The organism is Peribacillus psychrosaccharolyticus ATCC 23296, assembly GCF_000305495.1.
In the GTDB taxonomy this organism is placed as follows: domain Bacteria; phylum Bacillota; class Bacilli; order Bacillales; family DSM-1321; genus Peribacillus; species Peribacillus psychrosaccharolyticus.
Genome location: NZ_AJTN02000172.1, coordinates 1 through 12,844 on the forward strand (window position 1 = coordinate 1; position 12,844 = coordinate 12,844).

Annotated in this window: 10 protein-coding genes and 2 pseudogenes; all 12 read left to right on the plus strand. The window is 40.8% G+C overall.

The genetic code is table 11. From position 1 onward, the window contains the following. Positions 1-218: pseudogene (locus WYK_RS24900) on the plus strand (UDP-glucose 4-epimerase); the annotation flags it as partial. A 183-nt stretch (positions 219-401) separates the two neighbouring features. Continuing rightward, complete coding sequence (locus tag WYK_RS08585; protein WP_040374110.1) at positions 402-623, plus strand: hypothetical protein; 222 nt, start codon at positions 402-404, stop codon at positions 621-623. A 266-nt stretch (positions 624-889) separates the two neighbouring features. Next, positions 890-1,165: an META domain-containing protein gene (locus WYK_RS08590; protein ID WP_152526441.1), complete on the plus strand. Its 276-nt coding sequence runs from the start codon at positions 890-892 to the stop codon at positions 1,163-1,165. Positions 1,166-1,316: 151 nt separating this feature from the next. After that, positions 1,317-1,754 (plus strand): hut operon transcriptional regulator HutP, encoded by a 438-nt coding sequence (hutP, locus tag WYK_RS08595; RefSeq protein ID WP_040374112.1) that lies wholly within the window; start codon positions 1,317-1,319, stop codon positions 1,752-1,754. 103 nt (positions 1,755-1,857) lie between these two features. Beyond that, the gene (gene hutH / locus WYK_RS08600; protein WP_040374113.1) at positions 1,858-3,357 is read left to right on the plus strand and encodes a histidine ammonia-lyase; all 1,500 of its coding nucleotides are present in this window, start codon (positions 1,858-1,860) and stop codon (positions 3,355-3,357) included. 17 nt (positions 3,358-3,374) lie between these two features. Then, a complete protein-coding gene (gene hutU, locus WYK_RS08605; RefSeq protein WP_040374114.1) occupies positions 3,375-5,039 on the plus strand; it encodes a urocanate hydratase in 1,665 nt (554 codons plus the stop codon). Then, positions 5,029-6,285 carry an imidazolonepropionase gene (gene hutI / locus WYK_RS08610; protein ID WP_040374115.1) on the plus strand — a complete coding sequence of 419 codons (1,257 nt, stop codon included), beginning with the start codon at positions 5,029-5,031 and terminating at the stop codon, positions 6,283-6,285. The genes hutU and hutI overlap by 11 nt, the downstream gene beginning before the upstream one ends. A gap of 354 nt (positions 6,286-6,639) precedes the next feature. Further along, positions 6,640-7,395 (plus strand): DeoR/GlpR family DNA-binding transcription regulator, encoded by a 756-nt coding sequence (locus WYK_RS08615; RefSeq protein WP_040374116.1) that lies wholly within the window; start codon positions 6,640-6,642, stop codon positions 7,393-7,395. Beyond that, complete coding sequence (gene pfkB / locus WYK_RS08620) at positions 7,392-8,312, plus strand: 1-phosphofructokinase (protein WP_040374117.1); 921 nt, start codon at positions 7,392-7,394, stop codon at positions 8,310-8,312. The genes WYK_RS08615 and pfkB overlap by 4 nt, the downstream gene beginning before the upstream one ends. Positions 8,313-8,316: 4 nt before the next feature. Beyond that, a pseudogene (locus tag WYK_RS08625) lies at positions 8,317-10,216 on the plus strand (PTS fructose transporter subunit IIABC). A gap of 315 nt (positions 10,217-10,531) precedes the next feature. Next, positions 10,532-12,007 (plus strand): carboxylesterase/lipase family protein, encoded by a 1,476-nt coding sequence (locus tag WYK_RS08630; protein WP_040374118.1) that lies wholly within the window; start codon positions 10,532-10,534, stop codon positions 12,005-12,007. A gap of 550 nt (positions 12,008-12,557) precedes the next feature. Next, positions 12,558-12,797: a hypothetical protein gene (locus tag WYK_RS08635; RefSeq protein ID WP_040374119.1), complete on the plus strand. Its 240-nt coding sequence runs from the start codon at positions 12,558-12,560 to the stop codon at positions 12,795-12,797. Positions 12,798-12,844: the final 47 nt, after the last annotated feature.

Below are 12,844 nucleotides of genomic sequence, written 5' to 3' on the forward strand. Positions count from 1 at the left end.
AAGGACGGGCAACGGTTAATGAGGTAATTTCAACCATTGAAAGGCTGTCAGGAGAAAAGGCTAAAATAATCTATTTACCGAAAATAAATGGAGAACCAAAGCACACGTGGGCTGATATCGCTAATGCCAAGTCTATCCTCGATTATCATCCGAAAATCTCCCTGGAACAAGGGTTAGCAAGAGAAATAGACTATATTCGTTCTATTTATTCAGAGTAAAGTAGGTAGCGTATCTGAGCTTTCAAATCGCACCTGAGTGTAAAGTTAATAATATTTTGTAAAGATAAATATCTCTATAAGTATACTAAGCAAGCGGTGAATTAATTGTCGAGCGATATTTCCTCTAATAACAAGGGATTTTACGCAAAATAGTTGAATTGAATTCTAATAGGGGGAATTTGTATGAAGACTATTAGACTAAGTTTTGAAAAAAAAATCGTTGTACACGCTCGTATTCAGATTGATGATCATCAAGTTTTTTTATTTGCCAATGGCCACGCTCCCGTGAGAGTCATTAATCGAACTAATAACAACCAAGAGGACATCATGAACCAAGCCATCAAGCTATTTGAGCAGGAAAATAAACTGACTTTGCAAAAACCAGAAATGAATAACGATAGATGAGTAAAGCATCCAAATGGGTGCTTTTTTTAACTAGAGATGAGAGACATTGGACAGAATTATCGATGACGTAAGTTCAAGAAGACGCATAAGGTGTTAAATTGACTTCTTTAGCACAATCTTCCTAACCAGTATTACCTGATTTTTTATTTTAAGGGGTTTTAGTTTGCCGAAACGGGGGTTATGAAAAATTATTATTAATTACCAATATAGGGATTGTTTTAGTGGAAGTTATGATCAATACATATTAGTAAAGGTGTGAATAGGTGTTGAAGAAATTTATTGTTGGGCCCGTGGTGTTAGCGTCATTGTTGCTGGCCGCCTGTGAAAACCGAGGTACAGCGTATGCGAAAGGCATGCTTGAACCCGTGAATCCAAGGGAAATTAAAGCTGGGTCACAAGGTGAGAAATATCATGTTTTTTTATTTAATAAAGATGAATTTGAAATTCTTAAAAATTTCAAATTAGAATTCGGACCTTTTATTGGTGATAATGGAAAAGCACTTTTCAAAGAGAAAATGGCTGAATTCAATTTACTAAGATAAGATATTAGACCCCAGTGTTAAACGGAGTACGGGTTTTTTGTATACTAGTTACTCACTATTGTAATGATTTGTTTGACTTTTCCTGTGCTGGACAATTACACTAGAGATAGTTATTAGATAATAGTGAATAATCAAATAAAAGGGTGTTTTAATGACACAACGTATTTTAATTGGGAAGCTCGCCGTACTGCTTGCCTCTTTAAACGAAGAAGAACTAGGATTTCTACATCCGAATTTAACGGAAATTCGCTTTTGTAAGGGCCGGGTTGGATCAATGAATCTGCAAAAGGTAATTGCAGCAGTAGAGACGGCTGCTAAACGAGAGCGGTTAATTGAAGACCAACATTACCGAGAAACGCATGCTCTTTATCATGCTATTTTAGAAGCAATAGAGGGTGTCACCCGCGGTCAGTCTGGCATTGGAGAAATGAAACGGACTGTTGGCCTTTCGTTTGCGGTAGTCCGCGGCAAACCTTATTTAGAAGAAGCAGAAGGAGAATGGCTGGCCGTCGCTTTTTACGGAACGATTGGTGCGCCGGTTAAAGGGTTGGAGCATGAAGCGGTCGGTCTGGGAATTAACCATATATAAAGAAGGACATTGCCTAGAGTCCATTAGTTTATGAGGAGGCGATGATGGTGAACAGCCATTGTCGTCTCTTTTTGTTGTTTTTAGAATGATTAGGAGGAAAGAAATGATTGAACTGACTGGAAATCATCTGACACTAGCAGACGTCGCAAGAATCTGTTATGAGGGAGAAAAAGTGAAAATTAGTACGGAGAGTATGGAAAACGTCAAAAAAAGCCGAGCCGCCGTGGAACGAATTGTTTCTGAAAAAATAACGGTATATGGGATTAATACAGGGTTTGGCCGCTTTAGTGAAGTGAGAATTAATGAGCAGGATGTGAGTGATTTACAGCTTAATTTAATTCGCTCACATGCCTGTGGAGTCGGAGAAGACTTTCCGGAAATTGTTACACGAGTAATGGTCTTACTGAGGTTAAATGCCTTGATTAAAGGCTATTCTGGAATTCGTCTTGAATTAGTAGAGTTATTAGTGACTTTACTTAACAAGAGCATTCATCCAGTCATCCCTCAGCAGGGGTCACTCGGGGCCTCTGGTGATTTGGCTCCGTTATCACATCTTGCCCTCGTGCTCGTTGGGGAAGGAAAGGTTTTTTATAAAGGGAAAATCAAGTCAGCGAAAAAGGTATTTGCTCAAGAAGGAATAAAGCCGATTACGCTAGCTGCTAAGGAAGGCCTTGCACTCATAAATGGTACTCAGGCGATGACTGCGCAGGGTGCTGTCAATTGGATAGAAGCAAATGATTTAGCACTGCAAAGTGAACAGATAGCTGCAATGACGATGGAGGGTCTAGAAGGAATTATTGATGTATTTCATCCGTCAATTCACGAGGCTCGAGGTTATCCCCAGCAAATAAAAGTAGCTGAGCGCATGAGGTCGCTTTTATCTGGAAGTCAGCTTACGACAAAACAAGGGGAAAAAAGGGTTCAGGATGCGTATTCACTGCGTTGTATTCCTCAGGTACATGGTGCCTCGTGGCAGGCACTTGACTATGTAAAAGAAAAATTGGAAATCGAAATCAACGCTGCAACGGATAACCCGTTAATTGTTGATAATGGGGAGACGGTTATTTCGGGAGGGAATTTTCATGGCCAGCCCATAGCGATTGCGATGGATTTTATGAAAATTGCCTGTGCAGAGCTTGCTAGTATTTCAGAGAGGCGTATCGAACGTCTCGTCAACCCGCAGCTAAATGATTTACCACCTTTCCTAAGTGCAAAGCCAGGCTTGCAGTCAGGCGCGATGATTATGCAATACTGCGCTGCTTCACTGGTTTCAGAGAACAAAACGCTCGCACATCCAGCAAGTGTCGATTCGATTCCCTCATCTGCCAACCAAGAAGACCACGTAAGTATGGGGACGATTGCGGCTCGTCATGCCTATGCTATTATCCAAAATGTACGACGCGTTCTTGCAATTGAAGCAATCTGTGCCATGGAAGCAGTTAAGTATCGAGGTATCGAAAAAATGGCACCGCAAACCAAACATTTCTATCAATCTATGAGAAGGATTGTCAAACCAATAACGGAGGACCGTGTGTTTTCCCACGATATTGAAACCTTGACCAGCTGGTTAAAAAAACAGCGTATGAATAGTGACGAAATCTAGTCTGATAAGGGGGAAGAATGATGAAAGAAAGCAGGAAAAAGGGTGGGCTGGAGCTTGAATGCAAAGGCTGGGAACAAGAAGCCGTTTTGCGTATGCTTTATAATAATCTCGATCCTGATGTGGCCGAGAATCCTGAAGAACTGGTTGTGTATGGAGGCATCGGAAAAGCCGCTCGTAATTGGCCGTCATTTGATGCCATTGTCGCTGCGCTTCGCCGCCTGGAACATGACGAAACACTACTGATTCAATCAGGTAAGCCAGTTGCTGTGTTTAAAACACATGGTGCAGCCCCGCGTGTATTATTATCGAATTCTGTACTTGTTCCCAAATGGGCAAATTGGGAACATTTTCATGAGCTTGATAAAAAGGGACTCATGATGTATGGACAAATGACAGCAGGCAGCTGGATTTATATTGGGACGCAAGGGATCTTACAAGGAACCTACGAAACACTTGCTGAACTAGCCAGACAGCATTTTAATGGTTCTTTACAAGGAACGATCACCTTAACCGCTGGACTTGGCGGTATGGGCGGCGCACAACCGCTAGCAGTTACGATGAATGGTGGAGTTTGTCTTGCTGTAGAGGTCGATCCTGCAAGAATTGAGAAACGAATAGCTTCTGGGTATTGTGATTGTATGACTGATTCCCTTGAAGAGGCAGCAACATGGGCATTGGAAGCAAAGAAGGAAGGTAAGCCCTTATCAATCGGGTTAGTCGGCAATGCGGCGGATATTTACGAACAATTCGTTCATAGGAACATCATTGATATTGTAACAGATCAGACCTCAGCTCATGATCCCTTGAACGGTTACATTCCAAGAGGGATGAACCTTAAAGAAGCGGCAGACCTGCGTAATCAGAATACAGCCGAATATATTCGGCGTTCTACACAATCCATGGCACATCAGGTCGAAAGTATGCTCGTATTTCAGAAAAAAGGGGCAGTGGTATTTGATTATGGCAACAATATCCGTCAAGTTGCTTTCGATCATGGCGTAAAGGAAGCTTTTAATTTTCCTGGTTTTGTTCCAGCCTTCATCCGTCCATTGTTCTGTGAAGGAAAAGGACCGTTTCGTTGGGTAGCCTTATCTGGTGATCCTGAGGATATTTACCGAACGGATCGATTAATTAAAGAGTTATTTCCTGAACATAAACACTTACACCGTTGGATTGATCTCGCCCAGGAGAAAGTATCCTTTCAGGGACTCCCTGCACGTATTTGCTGGCTCGGATATGGTGAGCGGTTAAAAATGGGCCTCGCTATTAATGAACTTGTCCGTAAAGGAGAGCTTAAGGCACCAATCGTCATTGGCCGTGATCATCTTGACAGTGGTTCAGTAGCTTCACCAAACCGTGAAACGGAGAACATGAAAGACGGCAGTGATGCGGTTGGAGATTGGGCGATTTTAAATGCGCTAATTAATGTCGCAGCGGGCGGGTCTTGGATTTCTGTGCACCATGGCGGGGGTGTGGGGATGGGGTATTCCCTGCATGCAGGAATGGTTGTCGTAGCAGATGGTAGTGACCTAGCAGAGCAGCGGTTAACGCGTGTCCTCACAACGGATCCAGGGATGGGAATTGTCCGGCATGCGGATGCGGGATACGAATTAGCAATCGAAACGGCCAAGGAAAAAAACATTGATATTCCAATGCTAGGGAGGAAAAACAATGAACTATGACATGCTTGTAAAGGATATAGGACAGTTGATTTTACCGGAATCAAGTCATGTTCCATTAAAAGGGGAACGAATGAAGGGATTAAGCATTAAGGAGCAGGCTGCCTTTGCGGTCAGTGAAGGGAAGATTGCTTGGATAGGTTCGAACAAAGATGCAGGTACACTTAATGCTGAATTGATTATATCTGCTGATAATAAAGTCGTTTCCCCTGGTCTAGTTGACCCGCATACACATCTCGTGTTTGGCGGCTCCCGTGAAGGTGAATTAGAGCTAAAACAACAAGGGATGCCTTACCTAGAGATTCTAGAAAAGGGCGGTGGTATATTATCCACAGTTGCAGCAACCAAGCAATCCACAGAGGAAGAACTGGTTAAAAAGGCCGCTCATCATCTTGAAACGAGTATTGCTCATGGAGTAACCACACTTGAAGCAAAAAGTGGATATGGGTTGGATAAAGAAACGGAACTAAAACAGCTTAGAGTAGTAAAAATATTGGCTAGTACCTACCCAATTAGACTAGTATCAACCTTTCTTGGCCCACATGCCGTCCCCCCTGAATATAAAGAAAGTGTCTCAGCATTTATTGAAGAGATGATTTCCTTATTAAACGTGATTAAAGAAGAGGAATTAGCAGAGTTCGTAGATATTTTTTGTGAAACAGGCGTATTTAGTATAGAACAATCTAGGATTTTTTTAGAAGCTGCAAAAGAGAAAGGCTATGGCTTAAAAATGCATGCCGATGAAATTTATTCACTAGGAGGAACAGAACTGGCGGTCTCACTAGGAGCGGTAAGTGTAGATCACCTGGTGGCGGCAACAGATATCGGGATTGAGAAGCTGGCAAGCTCAAATACAGTAGCTGTACTGCTTCCTGGAACCACTTTTTATCTAGGCAAAAATACGTATGCTAAGGCGAGAAAAATCATTGATACGGGAGGAGCCGTTGCATTAGCAACTGATTTTAATCCAGGAAGCTCGGTAACAGAAAATTTACAGGTAATTATGTCTCTGGCTGCCTTAAAATTGCAAATGACAGCAGAAGAAATCTGGAACGCAGTCACGGTGAACGCGGCACATGCAATTGGTAAGAGCGAAGAAGCAGGAACGCTGGAGCTCGGGAGAAAAGCTGATTTTGTTATTTGGGATATTCCCACTTATCAGTATCTTCCTTATCATTACGGCATTAATCATGCATATTCTGTCTACGTCAAAGGAAAAAAAATCTGGGAACAAGCTAGAATAATCTAATACAAAAAATCCGCTGACAAAATTCCATGCAGCGGATTTTTTCGCATAATTATATTTTCAAAACCTTCTCGATAGAATATAAGTTAAGAACTACCAGAACAAGGCAACCATTTGGCGAAAAAATCCGCATAATAGCAAACATTATTTTAATAAAAACCTCGGTAGAATATTTAAGAAAATCCGACCGTATTTAAACACCTTAACCTGGAAAAACAATATATAAGAAGGATAAATATGAATGTTTGTGACCGATTTATGATGTTATATGAATGAATTTGAATAATTTTAAATGATTTTGATTGATTTATGAAACCGTTTCATTTATGATGTGATTATAAGGTGGAGGTGAGCAGTTTGTTAACAACTGAAAGACACGCATTCATTCAATCCCTATTAAAGAAACAGGGAACTGTTAAGTTACAAGAAATTGTAGACCAGCTCCAGGTATCCGAATCAACCATTAGAAGAGATTTAGTGCAGCTAGAAGAAATGAAATTGTTGAAACGTGTACATGGCGGAGCCTCTATACTTCAACAAAAAGGCATTGAGCCAACAACATATGAAAACCAAAACAAATCCATAGCTGAAAAGCAAGCGATTGCAAAGTTTGCTTCCTCATTTATTGAAAACAATGATTGCATCTACCTAGATGCTGGTACAACCGTCTCAGAAATGATTCCCTATCTAAAGAACAAAAACGTAACCGTTTTAACAAACGGACTTATGCATATACCCAAATTAATTGAACTAGAAATCAAAACAGTTTTGGTTGGGGGCAGCATCAAATTTTCTACAAATGCTATTGTCGGTGGTACGGCAGTCCAATTTTTAAGTGAATACCGAATGGATAAATGTTTTCTTGGAATGAATGGTATCCATTCTGAACTAGGTTTGACAACACCGGATCCGGATGAAGCGCTCCTAAAAAAAACGGCTATCCGATTGTCGAGCGAAAGCTATGTACTAGCTGACAGTACGAAATTAAATGAAGCTACTTTTGCTAAGGTTGCTGATGTAAACGATGCCATTATTATCACGGACAATAATGATGAAGAAGCAATTACACAACTCAAGAAAAATCCTAACGTAAAGGTCGTGACGGTAAAATGATTTATACAGTAACACTTAACCCATCCATTGATTATCTGGTAGAAGTAGAGAATTTCCAGATGGGCAGCGTAAACCGAACCACTAATGATCGTAAATTTCCAGGAGGAAAGGGCATCAATGTCTCTAGAGTCTTAAAAAGAATCGGCAATGATACGACCGCATTCGGGTTCATTGGAGGCCAAACAGGAGAATTCGTAAAAACCTTTTTAAATCAAGAAGAAATCATGACAGATTTTACTGAAGCATCGGGAGATACAAGAATCAATATTAAGCTAAAAACAGGCATAGAAACGGAAATTAATAGCCAAGGACCTGACATTTCGATAGAGAGCTATCAGCAATTAGTTAAGAAAATGGATGATTTAAAAGCAGAAGATCTACTTGTTCTATCAGGGAGCATTCCTGCTAGTCTACCAAAAGATGTATATAGTGAACTAACAAAAAAATGTTCTGAGAAGGGGATAAAAGTGGTCGTCGATACAAGCGGGAAGGAATTACTGAATGTTGTCCCATATCAACCGTTTCTCGTTAAACCGAATCATCACGAACTTGCAGAACTATTTTCCACTGAAATCAATCATGTAGATGATGCGTGTAAGTATGGAATGAAACTGGTGGAGATGGGTGCTCAGCATGTAATTGTCTCCATGGCTGGGGATGGTGCGGTACTTTGTACAAAGAACAAAGCCTATTCCGCGAATGTACCCAAAGGCAATGTGGTTAATTCAGTAGGTGCTGGTGATTCAATGGTGGCAGGATTTATAGGATCCTATGAAACGACCAAAAACATCCTTTCCGCTTTTCATTATAGTTTGGCAGCAGGAAGTGCTACAGCCTTCTCAGCCGATTTATGTTCACTAGATGCAATTGAAGAATTATTGCCGCAAATAGCAATTACTGAGCTTACAGGGAGCTGATTTGATGAAAATTACAGACTTATTAAAAGTAGATACGATGATCATAGATTTAAAGAGTGTCACAAAGGAAGCCGTTATTGATGAACTAGCTGGTCAGTTAACAGCAGCAGGCTGTTTACATGATGAAGCAGAATTTAAGGCTGCCATCTTAAAAAGGGAAGAACAAAGTACTACAGGAATTGGAGAGGGGATTGCTATTCCACATGCGAAGACAAGTGCTGTAAGAACTCCATCGATTTGTTTTGGTAGATCTAAATCGGGTGTAGACTATGAATCACTTGATGGGCAGTCAGCTCATTTATTCTTTATGATTGCAGCTAGTGTAAGGGGCCAATACGGATCACCTAGAGACACTTTCTCGCTTATCTTCATTATTAATGGATACTACGTTCAGATCACAGCTGATGGCGGCTGCTACCAAAGAAGAAATTGTTGCCATTATTAATCAAAAAGAAATGAATGTTGCTGAGGATGAAAAAAGAGAAGCTGAAGTAAGGGAACAAAGGTCTTCTACATCATCCGTATCTAAAAAAATACTGGCAGTAACCGCCTGCCCGACAGGCATTGCCCATACCTACATGGCTGCTGACGCGTTAAAAGCTAAAGCTAAGGAAATGGATATTGATTTTAAAGTAGAAACGAACGGCTCAACTGGGATTAAAAATGCGCTGACTGCTGAGGAAATTGCAGAAGCAGATGCAATTATTGTTGCAGCTGATAAACAAGTCGAAATGGATCGATTCGATGGTAAGCACGTCTTAATCGTTCCCGTAGCCCAAGGCTTGAGAAAGCCTGAAGAATTACTGAATAGAGCTGTTAATCAAGATGCACCGATTTACAAAGGCTCAGGTAACGAAAGTAAAAAAGAAACATCATCGTCAAGCGTTGGTCAACAAATCTATAAGCATTTAATGAGCGGTGTCAGTAATATGCTTCCATTTGTCGTGGGGGGCGGAATTCTTATTGCTCTTTCCTTCTTCTTTGGCATTGAAGCATCTGATCCAACAAGTCCAGAGTATAATCCTATTGCTAAAGCCTTAAATGATATTGGCGGAGGAAAAATGGGGGCCTTCTTCTTCTTAGTTCCTGTGTTAGCTGGTTATATTGCTTCAAGTATTGCAGATCGCCCAGGCTTTGCACCTGGTATGGTTGGCGGCTTATTAGCTGCACAAGCTGGAGCAGGCTTCTTAGGCGGATTGATTGCTGGTTTCCTTGCTGGTTATATCGTATTAGGATTAAAAAAGCTGTTTTCTAAATTACCACAGGCGTTTGAAGGGATTAAACCCGTACTGCTCTACCCAGTGTTCGGGATGTTAATTACAGGCTTACTCATGATTATGGTGATAAATGAACCACTAACCTTACTGAATCAAGGATTAACAGACTGGCTTCAAAGTTTATCCGGTTCAAATGCGATTCTTTTAGGTATTCTCCTTGCTGGAATGATGGCAGTTGATATGGGCGGTCCACTTAATAAAGCAGCGTTCACATTTGGCATCGCTGCCATTGAAGCACAAAGTTTTGGACCACATGCCGCCGTTATGGCAGGGGGGATGGTACCACCGCTGGGTATTGCACTAGCTACCACATTCTTTAAACATAAATTCACTGAACTAGAAAGAAAATCAGGATTTACGAATTACTTTATGGGTGCATCTTTTATTACAGAAGGAGCGATTCCTTTTGCCGCTGCGGACCCAATTCGTGTTATTGTCAGTAGTGTAATTGGTGCGGCAACAGCTGGTGGATTATCCATGGCCTTTAAAATTACATTACCGGCGCCTCACGGTGGAGTGTTTGTTATCCCGTTAGTTAATCACCCAATTCTTTACTTACTGGCCATTGTAATCGGTTCCTTGATTACAGCACTGTTACTTGGATTTTGGAAAAAGAAACAACTATAAGCGTGTTAAAAGGTCGATTTCAATGCGAAATCGACCTTTTTTCTATGGGGGGAAGAGTAAGGTAATTCTTTATTCAACACATATACCCCTATAGGTATTTTTGGATCGAGCAAGAAGGAATAAAAAGAACAAAACACAATCCTATATTTCAAGAACAACCTCGTTAGAATATTAGTAATATCCCATCACACAAAAACACATCAAACTCTTATATTTTATCATTAAGAAAATTATTTACCAGTTAAAGGAAATCAAACTACCCATGTCGAACTATATGAAGAAATCCTAGTCTAATAGAGGAGAGGGGATAGATCGATGACCGGTACATTAGTTAAAACGACCAATGGTCAAATCAATGGAAAATCAGTGGGAAATGTTTTTGTTTGGAAAGGCATACCTTATGCTAAACCCCCTATAGGAAAACTTCGTTTTATGGCTCCAGAGAAACACGATTCTTGGCAAGGCGTGCGTGAGGCAGTGGAATTCAGCAGTGTGGCAGTACAAAAAAGACGTGAAATCATGAAATTTTTAGGGGACAACCCGATGGATTCAAGTGAAGACTGCCTCTATCTTAATATTTGGTCACCATCACCTGATGAAAAACGACGGCCCGTATTAGTCTGGATTCACGGAGGTGCCTTTACTAATGGCTCTGGTTCTTCTCCAGCATATAACGGTGAATCGTTTGCGGAAATGGGGGATATCGTTGTTGTTACAGTAAACTATCGTCTAGGAATCTTTGGTTTTCTTCATTTAGGTGAATTAGGAGGAGAAAGATACGCTGCTTCTGGAAACTGTGGCATTCTTGATCAGATTGCTGCCTTGAAGTGGATACATGATAATATTACAGCATTTGGGGGAGATCCGAATAAAATTACCGTTGCTGGTGAATCAGCGGGAGCTATGAGTGTTGCGGCTTTACTTGCAATGCCTACAGCTGCGGGCCTCTTTCAACAGGCTATTTTACAAAGCTGTCCACCAAACATGTATCATACAAAGCAACAAGCGACAGATACAGCTAAACGTGTTTTAAAACAATTACAACTAACAGAAAACGATTTGGCACGTTTAGAAGACCTGTCCGTTGATGACCTTTTAGAGGCAGCAGCCGATGTCACAACATGGTGCCCGACTGTAGATGGTGAATATTTTCCTCAAAATCCTCAACAAGCACTCTCAGCTGGAAGTTCCAAAAATATTCCCGTAATGATTGGTACAAACCGTGATGAACATAATTTGTTCACCTTTTTCGATCAAAGTTGGCGGACGATCGACGAGAAAGAAATACGTTCACGTTTTGAAAAGTCACTGGGTTCTCTTTGGTCTCAACTTTCACCTTCTTTTAAAGAGTCACCGTTAACTCATCAGCTTTATGATCAAGTGATGACGTTCAATCTATTTACCTATCCTTCGATTCAACTAGCTGAACAACAGATCAAGCAAGGAGCACCCGTCTGGATGTATCGATTTGATTATGAAAGTCCGATTTTTGAAGGAAGAATGAAAGCCTTTCATGCACTCGAGCTCTTGTTTGTTTGGAATAATCTTCACAAATCAGCACCTTTTCTTGCCGGAACACCTGAAGAACAGTTACTAGCGGATCAAATTCACCAAGCATGGATTGCCTTTATTCGAACAGGGAATCCAGATGAACAAAGCATGGTTCACTGGCCGCCGTATGACCTGGATAAAAGAACGACTTTGCTGTTTGATCGTGAAAGCAGAGTGGAACATGATCCAGACAAAGGGAATCGACTTCTATGGGACCATGCAATAGAGGTCATACACTGAAAATTAATTACGATAAAAAAACTCTGTCGATAGTTATAAACAGAGTTTCAGTTTGTAGACAAAAGAGGTTCGGAATGGTTTCATTCTGAACCTCTTTTGCATTTTTCGGACCAAATAGGCCTGCGGGAACAAGCTGGTCTAGTGTTACCATTTCAAGATGGTTTTCGAAAATACTCCTTATCACCTCAAAATTCTAGATCTATTTATAAATAGGCCTTTTACTTTTAAATTTAGAAAGTCAGTTGATGGGAGTGTTGGCGTGAAGACTCCTGCGGGAACAGCGGGACAGGTGAGACCCCGCAGGAGCGTAAGCATTGATGCGGCTCACCGCCCGCCCGCGGAAAGCGAAGCGCCTGGAATGGAAATCAACATCTCGATTTTAAAAATCTCACCCGAGTTTGTCTACAGTCTGAAACTCTGTCGATAGTTATACACAGAGTTTTATTATTGGGAAACGGATGAATATAAAGAAAAACAGTTCATCTAAGCGGCAAAACAGGTGCTAACTACATATATAATAAAAGGTTGTTTAATGAGAGGAAGAAGACATATGAAGTTGAAATCGTGCTTCCTTCATTTATTGAAGTCCCCAGAATATGAATCCGTATTATCTGTTGAAGAGTATGAAAATTTAAAGCGGGAGTTAATGTATGAATATGAGCAGCCTAGTATGCAAAGTATTGCTTTGCTGCCAAATGAATTTCGAATCATTAAAGACATTAGAAATGAAACAGCGAAATATAATCGCAATAATCTCACCCGAACAGAAGCGTATTTAACTTTTTATTAAAAACACCCTGAGATACACTGGGCTCTGCTTGCACATATGGTTTACTC

Bases quoted from the DNA above. Each gene is read 5' to 3' on its own strand.
- hutP (WP_040374112.1), top strand. From the start codon at position 1,317: ATGACACAACGTATTTTAATTGGGAAGCTCGCCGTACTGCTTGCCTCT.
- hutU (WP_040374114.1), top strand. From the start codon at position 3,375: ATGATGAAAGAAAGCAGGAAAAAGGGTGGGCTGGAGCTTGAATGCAAA.
- hutH (WP_040374113.1), top strand. From the start codon at position 1,858: ATGATTGAACTGACTGGAAATCATCTGACACTAGCAGACGTCGCAAGA.
- WYK_RS08635 (WP_040374119.1), top strand. From the start codon at position 12,558: ATGAAGTTGAAATCGTGCTTCCTTCATTTATTGAAGTCCCCAGAATAT.
- pfkB (WP_040374117.1), top strand. From the start codon at position 7,392: ATGATTTATACAGTAACACTTAACCCATCCATTGATTATCTGGTAGAA.
- hutI (WP_040374115.1), top strand. From the start codon at position 5,029: ATGAACTATGACATGCTTGTAAAGGATATAGGACAGTTGATTTTACCG.
- WYK_RS08585 (WP_040374110.1), top strand. From the start codon at position 402: ATGAAGACTATTAGACTAAGTTTTGAAAAAAAAATCGTTGTACACGCT.
- WYK_RS08630 (WP_040374118.1), top strand. From the start codon at position 10,532: ATGACCGGTACATTAGTTAAAACGACCAATGGTCAAATCAATGGAAAA.